General features: G+C 52.8%; 18 protein-coding genes and 1 pseudogene. 6 read left to right on the top strand and 13 right to left on the bottom strand.

From position 1 onward, the window contains the following. Window positions 1–26 precede the first annotated feature (26 nt). A complete protein-coding gene (locus RYZ59_RS06180) occupies window positions 27–962 on the top strand; it encodes a LysR family transcriptional regulator (protein WP_318045685.1) in 936 nt (311 codons plus the stop codon). On the opposite strand, the gene RYZ59_RS06175 is transcribed toward RYZ59_RS06180, so the two are convergent. Further along, window positions 934–1,641 carry an aspartate/glutamate racemase gene (locus RYZ59_RS06175; protein WP_318045875.1) on the bottom strand — a complete coding sequence of 236 codons (708 nt, stop codon included), beginning with the start codon at window positions 1,639–1,641 and terminating at the stop codon, window positions 934–936. The genes RYZ59_RS06180 and RYZ59_RS06175 overlap by 29 nt on opposite strands. 141 nt (window positions 1,642–1,782) lie before the next feature. Between RYZ59_RS06175 and RYZ59_RS06170 the strand changes: the two genes are divergently transcribed. Then, window positions 1,783–2,109, top strand: coding sequence for a cupin domain-containing protein (locus RYZ59_RS06170; protein ID WP_318045684.1), 327 nt, complete (start codon window positions 1,783–1,785; stop codon window positions 2,107–2,109). 196 nt (window positions 2,110–2,305) lie between these two features. Next, complete coding sequence (locus tag RYZ59_RS06165; protein ID WP_048213121.1) at window positions 2,306–3,193, top strand: Rpn family recombination-promoting nuclease/putative transposase; 888 nt, start codon at window positions 2,306–2,308, stop codon at window positions 3,191–3,193. Between the two features lie 55 nt (window positions 3,194–3,248). Here the strand turns inward: RYZ59_RS06165 and araE are convergent, their stop codons facing one another. The 5 genes from araE to RYZ59_RS06140 all read right to left on the bottom strand — a co-directional run bounded on the left by araE (window position 3,249) and on the right by RYZ59_RS06140 (window position 9,296). Then, window positions 3,249–4,667, bottom strand: coding sequence for an arabinose-proton symporter AraE (gene araE / locus RYZ59_RS06160; protein ID WP_202037846.1), 1,419 nt, complete (start codon window positions 4,665–4,667; stop codon window positions 3,249–3,251). A gap of 316 nt (window positions 4,668–4,983) precedes the next feature. Continuing rightward, window positions 4,984–5,745 (bottom strand): 2-dehydro-3-deoxy-D-gluconate 5-dehydrogenase KduD, encoded by a 762-nt coding sequence (kduD, locus tag RYZ59_RS06155; protein ID WP_003033923.1) that lies wholly within the window; start codon window positions 5,743–5,745, stop codon window positions 4,984–4,986. Between the two features lie 57 nt (window positions 5,746–5,802). Next, a complete protein-coding gene (gene kduI, locus RYZ59_RS06150) occupies window positions 5,803–6,639 on the bottom strand; it encodes a 5-dehydro-4-deoxy-D-glucuronate isomerase (RefSeq protein WP_005123391.1) in 837 nt (278 codons plus the stop codon). 491 nt (window positions 6,640–7,130) lie between these two features. After that, the gene (locus tag RYZ59_RS06145) at window positions 7,131–8,309 is read right to left on the bottom strand and encodes an acetyl-CoA C-acetyltransferase (protein ID WP_137382683.1); all 1,179 of its coding nucleotides are present in this window, start codon (window positions 8,307–8,309) and stop codon (window positions 7,131–7,133) included. Between the two features lie 102 nt (window positions 8,310–8,411). Next, window positions 8,412–9,296 (bottom strand): LysR family transcriptional regulator, encoded by an 885-nt coding sequence (locus tag RYZ59_RS06140; protein WP_318045678.1) that lies wholly within the window; start codon window positions 9,294–9,296, stop codon window positions 8,412–8,414. A gap of 102 nt (window positions 9,297–9,398) precedes the next feature. On the opposite strand from RYZ59_RS06140, the gene RYZ59_RS06135 reads away from it, so the two are divergent. Together RYZ59_RS06135 and RYZ59_RS06130 are read left to right on the top strand one after the other, a co-directional pair. Further along, a complete protein-coding gene (locus RYZ59_RS06135; protein WP_079938616.1) occupies window positions 9,399–9,854 on the top strand; it encodes a multidrug/biocide efflux PACE transporter in 456 nt (151 codons plus the stop codon). A gap of 142 nt (window positions 9,855–9,996) precedes the next feature. Then, on the top strand, window positions 9,997–11,226 hold the full coding sequence (locus RYZ59_RS06130; RefSeq protein WP_137382681.1) for an amino acid permease: 1,230 nt from the start codon (window positions 9,997–9,999) through the stop codon (window positions 11,224–11,226). A 790-nt stretch (window positions 11,227–12,016) separates the two neighbouring features. Here the strand turns inward: RYZ59_RS06130 and rcnR are convergent. Beyond that, on the bottom strand, window positions 12,017–12,289 hold the full coding sequence (gene rcnR, locus RYZ59_RS06125; protein ID WP_005123385.1) for a Ni(II)/Co(II)-binding transcriptional repressor RcnR: 273 nt from the start codon (window positions 12,287–12,289) through the stop codon (window positions 12,017–12,019). A 121-nt stretch (window positions 12,290–12,410) separates the two neighbouring features. On the opposite strand from rcnR, the gene RYZ59_RS06120 reads away from it, so the two are divergent. Beyond that, window positions 12,411–13,271 (top strand): nickel/cobalt efflux protein RcnA, encoded by an 861-nt coding sequence (locus RYZ59_RS06120; RefSeq protein WP_318045673.1) that lies wholly within the window; start codon window positions 12,411–12,413, stop codon window positions 13,269–13,271. 53 nt (window positions 13,272–13,324) lie between these two features. Here RYZ59_RS06120 and RYZ59_RS06115 read toward each other — a convergent pair whose 3' ends face one another. From RYZ59_RS06115 to RYZ59_RS24705, 6 genes and pseudogenes are all read right to left on the bottom strand, one after another. Beyond that, a complete protein-coding gene (locus RYZ59_RS06115) occupies window positions 13,325–14,707 on the bottom strand; it encodes an amidohydrolase family protein (RefSeq protein ID WP_318045671.1) in 1,383 nt (460 codons plus the stop codon). Window positions 14,708–14,719: 12 nt separating this feature from the next. Then, window positions 14,720–15,670 carry a carbamate kinase family protein gene (locus tag RYZ59_RS06110; RefSeq protein ID WP_137382678.1) on the bottom strand — a complete coding sequence of 317 codons (951 nt, stop codon included), beginning with the start codon at window positions 15,668–15,670 and terminating at the stop codon, window positions 14,720–14,722. A 26-nt stretch (window positions 15,671–15,696) separates the two neighbouring features. Further along, window positions 15,697–17,247: a xanthine permease gene (locus tag RYZ59_RS06105; RefSeq protein WP_137382677.1), complete on the bottom strand. Its 1,551-nt coding sequence runs from the start codon at window positions 17,245–17,247 to the stop codon at window positions 15,697–15,699. Window positions 17,248–17,364: 117 nt separating this feature from the next. Beyond that, on the bottom strand, window positions 17,365–18,783 hold the full coding sequence (locus RYZ59_RS06100) for a DUF1116 domain-containing protein (protein ID WP_202037840.1): 1,419 nt from the start codon (window positions 18,781–18,783) through the stop codon (window positions 17,365–17,367). Continuing rightward, window positions 18,783–20,267 (bottom strand): annotated as a pseudogene (gene fdrA / locus RYZ59_RS06095) (acyl-CoA synthetase FdrA); the annotation flags it as partial. The pseudogene fdrA and the gene RYZ59_RS06100, both read right to left, overlap by 1 nt. A 16-nt stretch (window positions 20,268–20,283) precedes the next feature. Next, on the bottom strand, window positions 20,284–20,345 hold a 62-nt coding region (locus RYZ59_RS24705; RefSeq protein WP_071528444.1), incomplete at its 5' end, for an IS1 family transposase.

Genomic DNA, 20,345 nt, shown 5'->3' with positions numbered 1-20,345 from the left:
ATGGGATGTATATTTGAGGATCGCCAATGCCCGCCGTTAACTTGCGCCACATTGAAATTTTTCACGCCATTATGACAGCAGGCAACCTAACGGAAGCCGCACAGATGCTGCACACCTCGCAGCCTACCGTCAGTCGCGAGCTGGCAAGATTTGAAAAAGTTCTGGGGTTAACACTGTTCGAACGTACGCGAGGCCGGCTGCATCCTACAGTGCAAGGGCTACGCCTGTTTGAAGAGGTGCAACGTTCGTGGTACGGCCTGGACAGAATTGTGAGCGCCGCCGAAAGCCTGCGCGAGTTTCGTCAGGGCGAGCTGTCGATTGTCTGCCTGCCCGTGTTCTCGCAGTCCTTTTTACCGCCGTTGCTGCAACCCTTCCTCACCCGCTACCCGCAGGTTAACATTCAGATTGTGCCGCAGGAGTCGCCGCTGCTGGAAGAGTGGCTATCAGCACAACGTCACGATCTCGGGTTTACTGAGACCCTGCATACCCCCGCCGGGACTAAACGCACTGAATTACTGTCGCTGGATGAAGTTTGCGTGCTGCCGCAGGGACATCCGCTGACCGGGAAAGCGGTATTAACACCGCAAGATTTTCAGGGGGAAAACTATATCAGCCTGTCGCGCACCGACAGCTATCGCCAGTTGCTGGATACCCTGTTTAATGATCATCAGGTCAAGCGCCGAATGGTCATAGAAACGCACAGTGCCGCATCAATTTGTGCGATGGTACGTGCCGGCGTGGGGATCTCAGTAGTAAACCCGCTGACCGCTCTGGATTACGCAGGCAGCGGGATTGCCATCCGGCGTTTTAGTGTTTCAGTACCTTTTACCGTCAGCCTGATTCATCCACTGCATCGCCCGGCATCCGCGCTGGTTGATGCTTTTACGGCACATCTACAGGCCCATCTCCACCGGATTACCGACCCGCTGGAGGCTATTTTGCAGTCTCAGGTGAAAGCATAAACGTCACGGCATCCTGCGCATGGATCGCCGCGGTATCGAAGACCGGCAACGGGCTCATTTCAGTGGGAACCAGCAGGCCAATTTCGGTGCAGCCGAAGATCACCCCTTGTGCCCCCTGACGAGCCAGTTGCTCAATCACGCTCAGGTAATAGTCGCGGGACGTTTCGCTAAATTCACCAAGGCACAGCTCCTCGAAAATAATCTGGTTTATTTTCTGTCGGTCGTCAGCGTCAGGGATTAGCGTGCTAATGCCAAATTCCGTCTGTAAACGCCCACGATAGAAATCCTGTTCCATGGTGTAACGCGTGCCCAACAGCGCGACGTTACTCATCTTCTGCTGTTGTATAGCCCGCCCTGTTGCATCGGCAATGTGCAAAAACGGGACATCGCAGGCCGTTTCAATGGCCTCGGCCACTTTATGCATGGTGTTGGTACACAGCACAATTCCCTCAGCACCCGCTTGCTGTAACCCCAGCGCAGCCTGCGCCAGGATCTCCCCTGCCCGCTGCCAGTCACCGTTCGACTGGCAGGCTTCAATCTCATGGAAATCGACGCTGTGCAGCAGAATTTTCGCAGAATGCAGACCGCCCAGATTCTGCTTAACCCCTTCATTAATCAGACGATAATAGGGAATAGTGGATTCCCAGCTCATTCCGCCTAACAGACCGATCGTTTTCATCATTTTCCCTTATTCGTGGTGGTCCTCCCAGTGAACCAAAGATGTGATCAACTTTCCACATCTGTCGGCCCGCATTTCCTTTTTTTATTTTCTGATATAAATTTAATGAAATAATGTTTCATTTTATTGTGGGAGTATCGAATGTTTATTTTTCATAAAGAAACCACGCTTGAAGATCTGGGTAACGGCGTTACCCGGCGTATTCTGGCTCACGATGGCAAAATGATGGCCGTGGAAGTTAATTTCGAGCAGGGCGCAGTTGGCCCGATGCACAACCACCCGCATGAACAACTCACCTACGTTTTATCGGGTGAGTTTGAATTTACGATTGGGGAAGAAAAGCATGTCGTCAGTGCAGGAGACACCCTGTACAAGCAACCCAATATCACGCACGGCTGCGTCTGTTTACAGCCGGGAACATTGCTCGATACCTTCACTCCGGTGCGCGAAGACTTCCTGCAGGCGTAATTTCGCTGTTCTCAAGCCGTGCTACTGAACGGTTTGAGAACACGCTAAAATGCGTACTCAGTTCCCTAAAAATGAATGCGTTACAAGGTGGGGCATTTTCCTTCGATACCAGTTCGCATAAGCGTTAATCACCCAATGCGCCTCGCCATGTGGGCGATTACAGTCACGTTATCTTAATTAACGGTGACGGATCGCCATGACAAAAATGACAACAGCCACTCCACATGACGCAGTCTTCAAACAGTTCTTGTACCATCCCGATACCGCAAGAGATTTTCTGGATATCTATCTTCCATCAACCTTGCGGGAGCTATGTGATCTGCAAACGCTAAAACTGGAATCAGGCAGTTTTATTGAGGATAGCCTGCGAGCCAGCTACTCCGACGTGCTGTGGTCATTAAAAACAAACGAAGGCGATGGGTATATCTATGTTGTTATCGAGCATCAGAGTTCGCCAGACGCTCACATGGCATTTCGGCTGATGCGCTATGCCATGGCTGCAATGCAACGCCATTTGGATGCTGGCCATAAAACATTACCTTTGGTGATACCGATGCTGTTTTATCATGGCGCTCTCAGCCCCTACCCCTTTTCACTCTGCTGGCTGGATGAGTTTGACGATCCCGCATTGGCACGACAGCTTTACTCAGCAACATTTCCGCTGGTGGATATCACAGTAATACCCGATGACGAAATTATGCAACATCGCCGTATAGCACTGCTGGAATTGATGCAAAAACATATCCGCAAGCGTGATTTAATGGGATTAGTGGAACAACTAGTCTCGTTGCTGGCTACGGGATACGCTAATGACAGCCAGCTCAAAACGCTATTTAATTACATGATGCAGTTTGGAAATACGCCTCACGTTGATAAATTTATCCGTGAGGTTGCCCATCGGGTACCACAGCAAAAGGAACGTCTGATGACTATCGCGGAAGTATTGCAACAGGAAGCCAAACAACAAGAGGCATTACGCATTGCCCAGATGATGTTAGCGAATGGTATTAGTCATGAAATTATACTAAAGATAACCGGGCTGTCTGCTAAGGATCTCCTCGCCAGGCAGGCCGCTCCACATTGAAATAGGTAGCAATGGGAGCCCGATAATCAATTGATCTATCGGGCTTCCTGCTCACTTACACCCCAATATCTCTTAACTTCTCGCCAGCCATCAGCTTACGTTCGATATGCTCAAGCGTAACATTTTTGGTTTCAGGAATAAGCCAGAAGGTAATACCAATAAATACGACGTTCAGTGCGGTATAAAGCCAGAACGTACCCGCGGCGCCAATACTGTCGAGCAACGTCAGGAAGGTTGCGCCGATAATCATGTTCGACACCCAATTCGTGGTAGTGGAACAGGTGATGCCAAAATCGCGACATTTCAGCGGCTGAATCTCAGAACACAGGATCCACACCACCGGTGCGGCGCTCATTGCATAACCGGCGATACACATCATGGTCATGCCGACTGACAGCCAGGAAAGCCCACTGGATGCGGTGCCGTTATCAAACTGCATCAGGCAATAGCCGAGGACCAGGGTCCCAATGGCCATCACGCTGAAACCAATTTTCAGCGCCGGTTTGCGCCCGGCTTTATCTACTGTAAAAACAGCAATAAAAGTCGCGAACATAAAGGTTAAGCCTACAACCAACGTCGCAATCATCTGCTGTTCAGTGGTGGTAAAACCGGCCATTTTAAAAATGCGCGGCGCGTAGTACATAATGATGTTCATCCCGGTAAACTGCTGCATTGCCTGCAACAACATCCCGAGGAAAACCGCGCGCCGTACGTTTCGGTTAATTTTAAACAGTGCCCAACCGCCCTGCTTCAGCTTCAGACTTTCACGAATTTCGTTCAGCTCATCACGGGCCTTTTCTGACGTATCACGCAACATGCGTAATACTTCTTCTGCTTCAATATGGCGACCTTTCTCTGCCAGCCAGCGCGGGCTGTTAGGCAGGAAAACGACCAGAACAATCAGCAATACTGCCGGGAGCGCCAATACGCCCAGCATAGCGCGCCAGTTACCGCTGTAGCTAAACGCGGTATCGGATAAAAAGGCCAGCACAATGCCCAACGTAACCATCAGTTGATACATACTGATCATCTTGCCACGCACATTCTCACTGGCCATTTCAGACAAGTAGAGTGGCGCAGTGTAGGAGGCGATACCTACGGCAACGCCCAGTACCACGCGGGCAACAATGAGCATTTCCACGCTGGAAGCCAATGCCGACCCCAGGGAACCAACGACAAACAGGATCGCCCCGGCCATCAGGCTGTATTTGCGCCCCAGTCGGAATGACAACCAGCCGTTAAACAGCGCACCAATTGCCGCACCCAGCATCATACTGCTCACCACCCACTCCTGCAGACGGCTGGTCAATACAAAGTGATCGGTGATAAAAGGCAACGCGCCGGCAATTACGCCGATATCGAGACCAAATAACAACCCTGCGACAGCCGCAGAAATAGAGACAAACAAATTCATACGTCGCGTATCGCGCTGCGTACGCGGTGTTAAAGCAGCTTCATGATTAATTGAGACCATTTTTTCCTGCCAGATACAGAGTAAGCCATGTCGATGAAAGTAAGGGATCCCTTGCAGGAAGCGTCAGGCGGGAAACGGCAAAAACATGGATGAAATTGCTGCACCACATCGTTATGTGATGGATATTCCAATTTTAAAATTTACCGCTAATTACTCAATTAAATTTAATACACTGATATTAAAGAGTATTAATTATTACCAATCCATACATATATAATTATGTATGGATTAATTTATAAACAGAATATGGATTAAAATAACTTAAAACCAAAAAAAACCCTGCCATTGGCAGGGTTTGTTGATGCTGGACGATAAATTAACGCGCCAGCCAGCCACCGTCGACCGCAACGGTATAACCGTTAATGTAGTCAGACGCGCTGGAGGCTAGGAACACAACAGGCCCCATCAGATCGCTTGGCAGACCCCAACGACCCGCCGGGATACGATCGAGAATTTCGGCGCTACGCTGCTCATCAGCACGCAGCTGCTGCGTGTTATTGGTCGCCATGTAACCCGGTGCGATCGCATTCACGTTGATGTTATGTTTTGCCCACTCGTTGGCCATCAGACGCGTCACGCCCATTACGCCGCTTTTCGATGCGGTGTAAGACGGAACGCGAATGCCGCCCTGGAAGGAGAGCATAGAGGCGATATTAATAATTTTACCGCCGTTACCCTGGGCAATGAAGTGCTTCGCCGCCGCCTGAGACATGAAGAACACGCTCTTAATGTTCAGGTTCATCACGTCGTCCCAGTCTTTTTCGCTGAAATCGATCGCATCGTCACGACGGATAAGACCCGCGTTGTTGACCAGAATATCGATATGGCCGAATTCTGCCACTGCGCGCTCCAGCAGCGCCGGAATACCGTCGATTTGACGCAGATCGGCGGTCAGGCTTAAAAAACGACGGCCCAGTGCGGTCACGCGTTCGATGGTTTCAGTCGGCTCAACAATGTTGATACCGACGATATCGCAGCCCGCTTCAGCCAGACCCAGCGCCATACCCTGCCCCAAACCTGTGTCACAACCCGTCACAACGGCGACTTTACCTTCAAGAGAGAATGCATTCAAAATCATTGTAAATCCTTAATTTTTTATAATGCCCGCCGCAGCAGGCACGGCTGTCGCCCGCTACTAGCGCAGATCTTTGACTGCAACGTGGTCCATATCATCAAAGACCTGATTTTCGCCAACCATACCCCAGATGAAGGTATAGGCTTTCGTACCCACGCCAGAATGGATAGACCAGCTAGGGGAAATGACCGCCTGCTCATTGTGCATCACGATATGACGCGTTTCCTGAGGCTGCCCCATCATGTGGAAGACACAGGTGTCTTCTTCCATATTGAAGTAGAAATAGACTTCCATACGGCGTTCATGGGTATGGCACGGCATGGTGTTCCACAGGTTGCCAGGCGCCAGTTCGGTCAGGCCCATGCTCAGCTGGCAGGTTTCCAGTACGTCCGGCACAAAATACTTGTTGATGGTACGGCGGTTACTCGTGAGATCATCACCCAACGTCACTGGTGCAACGTCGGCTGGGGTCACTTTTTTGGTTGGATAAGTCATGTGTGCCGGCGCGCAGTTATAATAGAACTTGGCGGGTTTTGCAGGGTCAATGCTGGCAAAAACAACTTCTTTTGCCCCTTTACCGACATACAGCGCATCGCGATGACCAATTTCATAGCACTGGCCGTCAACGGTAATCGTGCCCGGTCCACCGATGTTGATCACGCCTAACTCACGACGCTCCAGGAAGTAGGTTACGCCCAATTGCTTACCCACTTCGCCACCCACGGATACGGTTTTGCCCACTGGCATAATGCCGCCAACAATAATGCGGTCAATGTGGCTGTAGACCATGGTGTATTCGTCAGCAACAAACACTTCTTCTACCAAAAACTCATTACGCAGCGCCTGGGTATCCAGGGTTTTAGCATGCGCACTATGGATGCTTTGTCTTACGTCCACATTTACCTCCAGTGATAAATTGACCGTGAATTCTTGAGCGATAGCAAAACGCCGTTCCGTTTTACCTAATGCGTTCATGATATCCCTCCCCGAACGGGTTTTCAATTATAACTAAAACGATGTTTCACTTTTTCCGCATCTTATTATCAAAAGTGTAATTGCGATCACGCTAGCCTGGATAAACGACCAAACCCGCACCAAAGACAATAAATAAACTACATATAAAACAGATAATTATGAAAAATCAGTAGAGCATAGCTAATAAGAGGTAAAAGTAGCGCGGTGAAAAAACAGCCCTGCTGAAGAGGAATTCACACACCTTTTCTTACAAAGTGCGTTGTGAATCACACGAAATGAAACGATGTTTTGATAAGTTAGCGTTGTTTTAGAGTGGATGTTTCTGTAACTGGCCTTGCCCTCCTTGTGGAGGGCTTTTTTACATGAAGCGGGACTGCGCGGTGGTGGTGTATCTGACGGGGGATTTTAAAGACTTAATCACGTTCGATGGCCAGTGCGACGCCCTGGCCACCACCAATACATAACGTTGCCAGCCCTTTATGCGCCCGGCGTTTAACCATCTCGTGGACCAACGACACCAGAATACGGCAACCAGAGGCACCAATTGGGTGGCCGAGCGCAATGGCCCCACCGTTCACATTCACCCGCCGCTCGTCCCATTCCAGCATTTTCCCAACGGATAATGCCTGCGCGGCGAATGCTTCATTGGCTTCAATCAAATCGACATCCGCCAGTTGCCAGCCGACGCGCTCAAGGCAGCGACGCGTCGCGTACACTGGCGCAATCCCCATGAGTGCGGGGTCAACGCCGACGCTGGCAAACGCGCGAATACGGGCCAGTACCGGTAAATTCAACGCCTGCGCTTTGGACTCGCTCATCATCATCACGGCGGCAGCACCATCGTTTATCGATGACGCATTACCCGCCGTTACCGACCCAAGCCTGTCAAAAGTAGGGTCCAGACGCGCCAGCCCTTCGGCGCTGGCATCGGTGCGCGGTTGCTCATCGGTATCCACCACAAAGGATTGCCCGTTTCGCTGGGTCACCACGGGCACGATTTCATCTTTAAAGCGTCCAGCGTCGATTGCCATCCGCGCTTTGTGCTGCGAGTGCAGCGCGTAGGCGTCCTGTAATTCGCGGCTGATACCGTATTCCCGCGCCAGGTTTTCCGCGGTAACGCCCATATGGTAGTCGTTGAAAGCATCCCACAGACCGTCGTGCACCAGGCTGTCAACCAGTTGACTATTACCCAGTTGTGCCCCGGTGCGGCTGTCGGTGAGGACATGCGGGGCGCGGCTCATATTCTCTTGCCCGCCTGCTATCACGATATCAGCTTCACCACACTGGATAGCCTGAGTCGCCAGGTGCAGCGCTTTCAAACCTGAACCACACACATCATTGATGGTAATAGCGGAAACGGTGTTGGGTAATCCACCATTGATAGCAGACTGACGGGCCGGGTTCTGTCCGGCCCCCGCAGTGAGGACCTGACCCAGGATCACTTCATCAACAGCGTGAACATCCACGCCAGTGCGTTCCAGTAACGCCCTGACCACCATGCTGCCGAGTTCAACAGCAGAGTGGCGCGCCAGCGTCCCCTGGAAGCAGCCAATCGGTGTCCGTAACGCCCCGACTATCACAACCTCTTTCATCACCACCTCAGCGCAAAATAACATCGCAATAGTAGATGATTGTTAAAGATAGTTATCAAGGTTGTTTAAAAACGGTGATTTTTATCACAAAGGAAATAGGTATCATTTATTCGCCATCGCGACGCCACTTTGCTGTAAATGGTCACGCAACCAGCTTCCCGCCACCCCGGGAGGAGATTTCTTATTCCATAACAGATCGATTGAGATAGCTTTTGGCCAACCCGGTATCTTCAGCTGAACCAGTGGTTTTTCTGCCGCAAACTCTTCCACCAGCGCACAAGGTAGTGCGCACCAGCCAAATCCCTGTACCGCCATACTCAGCAACAACAGATAGTTGGGAGCAGACCAGACAGGGCCACGTGCGACGTTGGTCCCACTTTCCAGATAAGTATTCAGACGCAGTTCGCGCCAGGTGTGGAGCTGCTCCCATTGCAGACTTTTTTGCGTCGCCAGCGGATGCGTGGCCGCAACGTACAGTCCCATCCAGGTTTGCATCGGCAAACGCGTGACGCCCATATCTGTCGGATAATTTTCTCGCGCTTCGATCAGCCCAACCTGCGCACGTCCTTTTTGCAGCAAATCAATCACATCTTCATCTTCACCAATCAGACATTCAAATTCAGTGTGGGGGAACTTGCGGTCAAACTGCACCATCAATTCTTCCAGTACATCCGGATGCAGCGTGTCAGAAAGAACAAAAGTCAGACGCGCTTCCGTATTACCCGACAGCGAAATCGCCGCTTCATCCAGGCGCTCGCTGGCTGACAAAATCGCCTGTACGTAACCAAGCACCCGCTTGCCTTGCTCGGTAAGCGTTGGCTGACGTGACGAACGGTCAAACAGCGCAAAGCCAAGATCGGCCTCCAGATGTGCAATCGCCGTGCTGATGGTGGACTGGCTTTTACGTAGCCGCCGGGCCGCCGCAGAAAATGAACCGCAGGACACCGTCTCAACAAATGCCGTTAATGCTTCAGGAGAGTAACGCATGAACTATCTACTTTATCGATGGATACTATCTTTTAGATATCACATAAAACGATAAAATTGCCACCATTCCGTTATCCGGGCATCAAAGAAGGTTTGTAGGTTATGCAACACGATACTGTCCAACGTCGCTCGTTAGTGGAGCGCATTTTTCATGCTGTCTGTTTTGAGGGCATTGCGACCGCGATTCTCGCACCAACCACCGCATGGTTGATGCAGCGCTCGGTACTGGAAATGGGCGGGTTGACCATTCTGCTGGCAACGACAGCAATGATCTGGAATATCATTTATAACGCCCTGTTTGACCGGCTGTGGCCATCACACCTGGTAAAACGGACGGCGAAAGTGCGGGCATTTCACGCCTTAGGTTTCGAGAGTGGTTTTATCGTCATCGGGGTGAGCATCGTGGCGTATGTGCTAAACGTTAGCCTGCTTCAGGCATTCACGCTGGAAATAGGTTTCTTCCTGTTCTTCCTGCCATACACCATGTTCTATAACTGGGCTTATGACACATTGCGCGAGCGCGTAATGAAGCGTCGTCAGCAGCGCGTTACTGCCTGATAATTCAAAGAATAGTCGGAATTTTCTCAATTCCGGCTATTCATCCATTCACCAGCCCACTTGTTCACACCTCCCCCAGCCCCTCTCATTTGTGGTAAATTGCGCTTCTTTTTGTTTATTTTATAGTTGATACGTTCAAATAATGTCGAAATTTTGGTCAAAAGAAGAGACTCTCTGGAGCTTCGCACTATATGGGACTGCCGTCGGCGCAGGAACCCTCTTCCTCCCCATACAGCTGGGTTCTGCAGGCGCGGTGGTACTTTTTATCACCGCACTCGTCGCTTGGCCTTTAACCTACTGGCCGCACAAGGCGCTATGCCAGTTTATCCTGTCATCAAAAACGTCGGCTGGTGAAGGGATCACCGGTGCAGTCACCCACTACTATGGCAAGAAGATAGGCAGCCTGATCACGACGCTTTATTTTATCGCCTTCTTTGTGGTGGTACTGATCTACGCTGTCGCGATCACCAACTCACTCACCGAACAGTTGGCAAAACATATCACGATCGATCTTCGCGTACGTATGCTGGTCAGTCTCGGCGTGGTGCTGGTGCTGAATTTAATTTTCCTGATGGGTCGCCAGGCTACCATCCGGGTGATGGGCTTTCTGGTATTCCCACTGATCGCATACTTTTTGTTTCTCTCGCTGTACCTGACCGGAAGCTGGCAGCCGACGCTACTCACCGGCCAGATGTCTTTCGATCAGCACACGCTGCATCAGGTATGGATCTCTATCCCCGTGATGGTTTTCGCTTTTAGCCATACGCCCATTATCTCCACGTTTGCCATCGACAGACGCGAGAAATACGGCGAGCAGGCCATGGGTAAATGCAAAAAAATCATGAAGGTCGCCTACGTCATCATCTGCCTGAGCGTGCTGTTTTTCGTCTTTAGCTGTCTGCTTTCTATTCCGGCAAACTACATTGAAGATGCCAAACATGAAGGTGTAACCATCCTGTCGGCGCTGTCGATGATGCCCAACGCTCCGGCGTGGTTGTCGATTTCCGGGATTATCGTTGCCGTGGTGGCGATGTCAAAATCGTTCCTCGGCACCTACTTTGGCGTGATTGAAGGGGCGACAGAAGTCGTAAAAACGTCGCTGCATCAGGTAGGCGTGAAGAAAAGCCGGGCCTTTAACCGCGCTCTGTCCATTATGTTGGTTTCGGCTATTACGTTTATCATCTGCTGCATTAACCCTAATGCCATTTCAATGATTTACGCGATCAGTGGTCCGCTCATCGCCATGATTTTGTTTATCATGCCGACATTATCGACCTATCTGATCCCGGCGCTGAAGCCGTACCGTTCAGTGGGTAATCTGATCACCCTGATTGTCGGTCTGTTGTGCGTATCGGTGATGTTTTTTGGCTAAATGACGTTATCAACGGCTCATTCTCCTGAACGGGGGGCAATGTCGTTCAGCTAACGACCCAGTTTCAGAAAGTATCAACCTGTGTTGGCGGAAGTAATGAACATGCTATCTCAGAGAAAAGGTTCCGTTCACTCATGTTCATCGCGTCTCTGAAGCACCGATTCATGTGAACGTGCAAGGGAGGCTCACCGCCGCCTCCCTTGCATCCCTGGCTCCCGGCACGGAAAATCGTCGCTGCGCGATTCATTCGTCTTATGCCGTCTGCCTGTCGGGTCGGGGCCGAGCCTGCGTCCCTGCAGGCCGTCCCCTCTGCCCGCATCCCTGCGGGCAGCCCCGGTCAGCCGTCAACGCCTTATCGATTTTCAGCCGGATATGGGCCATCGCTTCAACTCTCTGATTTTCAGTTAAATCTGTTTTGCTGTTCAGATATATTCAAATAAAAATACAGATGGTCAGGCGTGGCTGGTCCGGCTGAAAATTGCCGACGTGTTTCCGTAAGGCCGGGAGAGCCAGCATGGATGCTGGCTCAGGGCGCGCTTTGCAGGGACGCTACCTCGCGCCCGGCCCGATAGCCTGGAGGAATAAGCGGAGGGTATTGCGCAGCAACAATTTTCCCGCCGGGAGCCGGGATTGTAAAGGGCGTGGCGGAAAACGCCCTTTACACGTTCACGGGTATCGGTGCTTCAGATAAATGACACTGCTGAGGTGAACGGAACCCTGAACAAGAATCACATGTTCACCCGACATGCTTAGCTGGACGGTATTGAACGTGGATGAGCCGCACTCCGCCTTATTTGATGTAAGAATCCAATACCTTCAGGACCACGTCCAAATCCTCTTCACGTTTTATTTCATCGCCCTGATGCACAATATGCTCGGTCAGATGACCTTTAATCACCTCACGCATTAATCCGTTTACCGCGCCGCGGATCGCCGCAATCTGCTGCAACACAGCCGCGCATTCATGCGGTTCATCAAGCATGGTTTTCAGCGCCACTACCTGGCCCTGAATCTTACTGGCACGGGCTTTGAGCTTCTGTTTGTCGCGGATCGTATGTGACATAGCATTACCTTAATTAACGTAAATCCGTAGCGACAATACCATCGACATTCTACTGGGGGGTAGTATTTGATACTGGGGGGGAGTAGAATCAGGCAAAATTAGACAACTAAGAATCATTCTCATGGGTGAATTTTCTACGCTTCTTCAGCAAGGCAACGCCTGGTTCTTCATTCCCAGTGCAATTTTATTGGGGGTGTTACACGGCCTGGAACCGGGTCATTCAAAGACAATGATGGCGGCGTTTATTATTGCCATAAAGGGGACTATCAAGCAGGCGGTGATGCTGGGGCTGGCGGCTACCCTGTCGCATACGGCCATAGTATGGTTGATTGCACTTGGCGGAATGTATATCAGCAAAGCGTTTACTGCCCAGGCCGTTGAGCCCTGGCTGCAATTTGTCTCAGCGATAATTATTCTCGGGACCGCATTCTGGATGTTCTGGCGAACCTGGCAAGGCGAGCAGAACTGGCTGACTCAGACACATCACGACCATCATCATGATCACGATCATAACCACGATCACCATCACGAACATGACCACCACCACGACCACGATCATAACCATGCCGCGTTGGCAGGGCTGAGCGAGGGTTCGAAAGAGTATCAGGACGCGCACGAACGCGCACATGCCAACGATATCCAGCGCCGTTTTCAGGGTAAAGAGGTAACCAACGGGCAAATTTTACTGTTTGGTCTGACCGGTGGCCTGATCCCGTGCCCTGCGGCTATTACCGTCTTACTGATTTGTATCCAGCTCAAAGCCTTTACGCTGGGGGCAACGATGGTGCTGTGCTTTAGCCTCGGACTGGCGATAACGCTGGTAACGGTAGGGGTTGGCGCGGCTATCAGCGTACAACAGGCGGCGAAGCGCTGGAGCGGATTTAACACACTGGCGCGTAAAGCGCCCTATTTTTCCAGCGCACTCATCGGCATGGTCGGACTCTACATGGGGATTCACGGCTATCTGGGGATCGTCGGTTAACAGCCAACAGAGGGAAACGCGCAGCAACCTGTGCCGCTGCGCGTGTAGCAGGACTAGCTGGCGACGCTTCCCCACACTAATTGCCCTTTGTGGAAGGTCGCGGTGCGAGGGGAAATCCTCGCGACCGCTTCCGCAGAGCAGGACGCATCGACCAGCACAAAACTTGCATCATCCTGTGCTTTCGGCCACACACGTTCGCCTTTATCGTTCAGCGGCAGCACATCGCCGGTGGCGATGAACAGCGCCCGCGACAGGTTGAGTTCGTTCGGGCGAATATACAGCTGAGCATACAGATTGGCTTTCTCCAGCATATCCCCCAGCCCATACGGCGACCAGTGGTCAATCACGCTGTCGGTGCCGGTAATCACCTCCACGCCTTTATCACGCAGCTGTTTCAGCGGCATGTGCAAGGTGCCGATAGGTACCGTCGAGGCAATGGTAATCTGCTGCGCCGCCATACGGTTTGCCAACGCATCAACCTGCTGTTCGTTCAGCGTTGCCAATGCGAAAGCATGGCTGATGGTCAGTTTGCCCTTCAGCTGTGGCGTTTTCTCCACCGTTTCCACCATGTAATTTACCGCCGCCACACCTGCCGGGCTGGTTTCATGCAAATGGATATCCACACCTTTATTGTAATCGAGCGCAATCTGGAACATGGTGTCGAGGGATTTTTCCATGGCCCCATCGACGCTGGTCGGGTCCAGACCGCCGACGTAATGCGCTCCCGCCTGCATCGCTTCACGCATCAGCGGTTCAGATTTTGATAACAGCAGACCATGCTGGGGAAACGCCACGATTTCACAAGCGAAACCGGGCTGACGACGCGCCAGCACCGCCTGCAGGTTCTCCAGATTTTTCAACCCGGAAACTGGCTCAATATTGCAGTGGCTGCGGGCGATCGAGGTGCCTTTTGATTGCAGCAGATCGATAAGCTTTTCCGCCCGCTCCTGAATATAAGGCTGGAGTTCAGGCAGCAGCTTTTGTTCCAGGCGGATCATATCCTGAATAGTGGTGCCCGCCGGACGGTTCAATGAGCGCCACGGGCCACCGTAAAAGGTTTTATCCAGATGAATGTGCATATCGCGCATCGCGGGTAGCATGAGCTTTCCGCCCGCATCGTAATGCGGCAGCGCCGCATCCGGATGCTGCTTATTCTCGCGTAGCGCAACAATCTTCCCATCCTGAATTTCAACGGTTTGCAGTGCAGTACGGGTATGTACCACCGCGGCATTTTCGTAATCAAATCCCGCTTCCAGCAGAACGTTATCGAGGTAGTAGTGTTTATCGTTAATCGTCATGGTGTTCTTCGCCCCGCAGGCTGTCCCGACAGGATTAGCAGCATACGCGACTGGCGCCACTGCGCCAAACAGCGCAGCAGCAGTGACCATTTTTCCGCTCTGACTTAAAAATTCGCGGCGGCTGTTACTTTCCTTCATTCGCATCTCCTCTCAGGAATGGACAATATGGGTACCCGTTTCACCGCGCAGTGCGGCAGGCAGGCATTCCGGCGTGGTGATGATCACCCGCTTACCGCCACGAATCAGGAACGTCAGGCTGGCGATAATTTTGGGCAACATGCTGCCTGGCGGGAAGTGACCTTCCTGCATGTAGCGGGTCATTGTCGCAATATCCACCGTATCCAGCGCCTGCTGGTTGGGCTTGCCGAAGTGAATACACACTTTCTCTACACCAGTGGTGATAACCAGAATGTCGGCGCGGATCTCCTGCGCCAGCAGCGCAGTAGATAGATCTTTATCAATCACTGCGTCCACGCTGTGATAATCCCCGTGCTCGCTACGCACCACCGGGATCCCGCCGCCGCCTGCGCCAATCACCACAAAACCTTGCTGAGTCAGCGTTTTGATAGCCTCTGCTTCAACAATACGTTTGGGTTCAGGGGAAGCCACAACCCGCCGGTAACCGCGCCCGGAATCCTCTACAAAACGCCAGCCTGGATTAATCCGCTGCAGCTCGTCACGCTGAGCTTCACTAAAGAATGCGCCGATAGGCTTGGTTGGATTCGCAAACCCGGGATCGTTCTTATCGACCTCTACCTGCGTGACTACCGTCACCGCTTTCTGCTCACCGCGTCGCGCCAGACGGTTATTCAGCGCCTGTTGGATCAGGTAGCCAATACCGCCCTGAGTATCAGCGACGCAGTTTGCCAGCGGAGTCAGCGGCAAACCTTCGCGTTCGTGCGCGATTTCAGCCCGCCGTAGATCCAGCCCCACCTGCGGTCCGTTACCGTGTGTCAGCACAATGTTGTAGTCCGATGCCAACATCTCCAGCACCGTGTCCGCCACCGCTTTTACCGCTTCAGCCTGGTGCTCAATCGACTGGCTGGCGTTATCTTTGATAATGCTGTTGCCGCCAATGGCAACGACCACAAGTTCTTTCATCGTATTTTCTTCCGCTTGCAGGCGATTCAGGTTGTTTTCGTCGGTTCCTGCTCAGGCGCAGTAGCCGCTTCACGACTGTCGAGAATATGTTTGACGACGAACATGCCGCTCATCATCAGGTAGGCCACAACAAACATCATCGAGCTGCCTTCGGCAAAACCCACTGCCGGGGAGTGAATTACACCAAACAACGACAACAGTGCACCGAAGGCAGCGGCAATCGCCCCACGTAACGGCTTGTTCATGATGGCGAAGATAGCGACACAGCCCCACAGCATACTGGCCAGCGGCGCGCCGCTTCCCAGATGCACCAGCCCGTCGTAGTACACGCCTTTACTGTGCAGCAGGTCACTGCCCAGTTTCCCCGCAGAGGTTCCGGCAGCGCCCATCACGCTGTTGACGATGGTCAATGCCCAGTTGGCGATCCACGGGAACAGACAGATGAAAATGACGGGAACCTCGACTTTGGGCGTTTCTCGCACCACCTGGTTGGCGGTCACTACGCCGATAAACACCAGAATCGGCACTATCGCAGTCATCGGAATAATGGCGAGCATAAACGCGCCCAGCCCAAACAGCGGTACCAGGAACATGGTGATACCAGATGCCAGGGTATAACCGATGCTGGCGCCCATTGCTTTCCAGCCCGCATGTCCGACATACACAGTCACCGGGAACGGGTTACCCAACATGCAGCCAAGCATGGAGGCAAAACCGTTCGCCATCATAACTTTACGGGTGTTGTACTCATCGCCCGCGGCGTGCGCACTTTCAATGTTCTCGAGGTCAAAAATATAGTTCGCCAGGCCCAGCGGAACTGCAGAAGCCAGATACGGCAACGCATGCGGTAATCCTTGCAGGAAGCTGTCGACATGGATTTCTGGCGGGTTAAAGCCAAAAGACGACATCGAGGCTTTAATCGCTTCCGGGCTTTGCAAACCAGAGATCCATGCCAGGGCCGTACCGGCAATCAGCAGCAGCAAACCGGTCGGAATGCGGGCAAAAATCGGTTTCTTACCGAACCAGTTGATGAAAATCAGCAACAGGACGATGAAAGAAACGGTCGGCGCTTCAAACGCCTGCAGCATGGGGTTCATCGCCAACAACAGCAGACCCAGACCGGATAAACAGGAGAGCAGTACCGTACGCGGGATCATCTTGCGGATGGTCTCGCCCAGGAAGGAGCCGCCCACCAGGATCAACGCTTCCACAAAGCACCATACCAGTGCTATCTGGATGGCGAAGTTCGCATCTTTGGTTTGCTGATAAACCGGCATCAGCACCAGGAACGTCACGGTAAAGATTGACGGTGCGCTGGGTCCGGACGGCAGCGCCGTCACATCATTACGGCCGGTGTGTTTTGCCATCTGCAAACCAAACCAGGCGTAACAGATACTGGCCACCAGCACCGCCAGACCAAAGGCTGGCGCAATGCGGCCATAAACTATTTCAGTCGGGATGCCGACAACAAAAATGAGCAGCCCCATCATTGTCAGCAGGTTAGTCAGGTTGTTGGTCATCAGCCCGAAGTAAGCCGCCCAGTCACCACGTTTCCACTCTAGTTTTATGCTGTTCATGGAATATCCTTAACAGGTTAAGCATCGTTTGCGATCGCGGAGATCGCCCAGCCCTGCAGGTAAGCAACGTTTTTCGCTTCGCTACCGTGGGGCTAACGGCGTTAGCCCCGGTTATTGTTATGAGCAGTAGCGGTCACGCCAGTTGAGGATCGCCTTTTCAAAACAGGCGAACGGCGGGTGTACAATTCCGGCGCCGATCATGCCGATCCCTGCATCTTTATGCGCAATCGCGGTATTGATCACCGGCAGAATGCCGGTGCTGCCCACGCGCGTAATATCGATAGCCGTTGGTACACCCATAAAACCGAGCAACGGAATGGTGACGTTCGGGTTTTCGCCCAACGTGATTTCACGCATCTGGCGAGAGAAGTCGACGGCTTCTTCAACCGTACCGCCCACCAGCGCCACAATGGCCGGTGCCGTCGCCATCGCGAAACCGCCAATACCGTAGGTTTCGGTAATCGCGCTATCGCCGATATCGCGTCCGGAGTCTTCCGGCTTATAGCCCGCAAACATCGGGCCAATCACCTGCTGCGCCGGACCGGTAAACCATTGACCCGGTAAACCACTGATGCGCAGACCGAATTCAACACCGTTACGCGCCATCGTCGTCACTACGGTGCTGTACTCGATACCGTGTGCAGCGTCCATCGCCGCTTTACACATCGCCATCCAGGTCGGGCCGGAGAAGTAATCACTGCTGAGGACAAACTCAAACACTTCCCGCTGTTGCTCAACCGGATAACCGGTCTGAATGATCCACGGCGTCAGCGCCTGAATCAGTAGCGCAGTCCCGGCATTGTTGCGGTTATGGCATTCATCCCCCATGTGCAGCGCCTGCGCCAACATCAGACGCAGATCGATTTCACCCGCCAGCTTCATGGCATCACGCAGCATTGGGCCCATCACATCGCGCATCCAGTTCAGACGATCGATAACGCTCTGATCGTTCGCCCCCATACGCAGGATCTTCGCCATCTGCTCGCTCATATTGGTATATGCGCGGTTGCCGTAGGTTTTGTTCTCAACGATGTGCATGAACATTGAGGCAGAGGTGACGCCCGCCATCGATCCCACACAGTCATGTTCGTGGCATGGGGAGAAGATAATTTCGCCAGAAGCCGCCAGTTCTGCGGCTGCATCCAGATCTTTTGCCAGCCCTTCAAATACCAGCGCCCCGGTGACCGCCCCTTTCATCGCACCGCACATTTTTTCCCAACGGATTGGCGGCCCGGCGTGCAGGATGGTGTTACGGGTCATACCCGGCACCACGTTAATGGCCTGGTCATACCCCACCAGCACCGGATGTGACTGGATAATGCGTTCCAGCGCCAGCTGATTAGCGGCAGTAATTTTGTCTGCCAGCGGAGAATCGGCAATCTGATCCAGCGCCGCGACCACCTGCATGTTGCCCTGCCCTGGCGGAGTCCAGTCGAGTTGGGTCACAGGTACGTTCTGCTTTTTCAGGTCATCGCTGAACATCGCGATGCCGACGTTAATCACGTTCAGCGGCTGGTTAAACAGTGTCTGGCTCATCAGGCTTCCTCCCCTTTACAGATAAATTCACGCGCCAGCAATCCGGTGTTGGTGCTACTGCTCGCCCAGATAACCCCGGCATCGGTCAGCATCTGGCACTGTTTTTCCAGTGACGGCGTATCCTGATCGGTTCCCAGCACATAGCCAAGAATTTCAAGCGGACGCCCCTCTGCAGCAGCGATCGCTTTGGCTTCAACGATCGCCTCAAGCATCACGCCAACCGGATCTTCATGCGATCCAAAGCCGAGGACGAAATCCATCACGATCACGCCCACTTCAGGATCGCGCGCTTCCTGCAACAGACGACTAATGCGGTTGGTCGGATCGATCATCGGGTGCGGTTTGCCGTTGGTAAAATCGTCATCACCGAAATCGAGGAAGGTATGTGCAATACTGCGGTTGAGATCCTGTAGACGGAATGCCGGGTCCGGATGAATGTTGCTGTACACTTCGGCATGTTTTTCCATTGCGGCAAACATCGCTTCACCGCACAGCGTGCCGCCGCAGAACAGCCCACGAATGTACTTTTGCTGTGGCGTCAGACGGGCGCGAACCTCTTCAATCAGCGGCCAGTTCAGCGGATGCAGGTCCAGACTCTCTTTTTTCACACCCGTCAGCAGTACCGCTTTCAGCGCAGCTTCTTTTGTGCCACGTGCGAACTGCAGCCCCGCTTCATCCGCAGGAGCGGCATCACGTCCGAGGAAACAGACCACGACCGGTTTGCGGCAGGCGCGTGCGCGTTCCAGTACCTTACGGGCCACCGCAGGCGCAGGCGGTTTGGAGATCAGTGCAATGATTTCGGTTTGCGGATCGGCTTCCAACATGCCAATCGCGTCAAGCATCATCAGACCACCAATTTTCTCGCTTAGATCGCGTCCACCCGTGCCGATCAGTTGGGAAACACCGCCGCCAAACTCATGAATACGCACGCTCAGTTCCTGGCTACCAGTACCGGATGCCCCCACAATACCAATGTTGCCGCGACGTACTGCATTACCAAAACACAGCGCCGCGCCGTTAATAATGGCGGTCCCGCAGTCTGGCCCCATCATCAACAGTCCTTTTTCGTGTGCCAGCTGCTTAAGCGCCAGTTCGTCCTCAAGAGAAACGTTGTCCGAGAACAGCATCACATTGAGGTTATTTTGCAGTGCCTGACGTGCCTCACGTGCGGCAAACAGACCGTTAACCGAGATAACCGCCAGGTTACTGTCAGGTACGTGCTTTTTAGCACTGGCGAGCGTGGCGTAGCGCGCTTCATGCTGGCCGCCCTGCTCTTTATGCGTGAACAGATCTTCAATCGCTACCAGCGTCTGCTCGTTCGCCGCTTCACTCGCGCCTTTAATGACAATCATCAGATCGCCACTCTTCGCGTCTTCCAGCTCAGGCGTAAGCAAGCCAAGATTCTTCAACACACCCTTGTTCATTTCTGTCGCCATTGCCACGAACGCCTGCTCCACACCATCGAGCTTATTTGCGCGTGTTGAAGGTAATGACTCCAACTTATTGATAGTGTTTTATGTTCAGATAATGCCCGATGACTTTGTCATGCAGCTCCACCGATT

This window comes from Citrobacter sp. HN-141 (assembly GCF_033341895.1).
Taxonomy (GTDB): domain Bacteria; phylum Pseudomonadota; class Gammaproteobacteria; order Enterobacterales; family Enterobacteriaceae; genus Citrobacter.
This window is presented reverse-complemented; position numbering and strand designations above follow the sequence as displayed.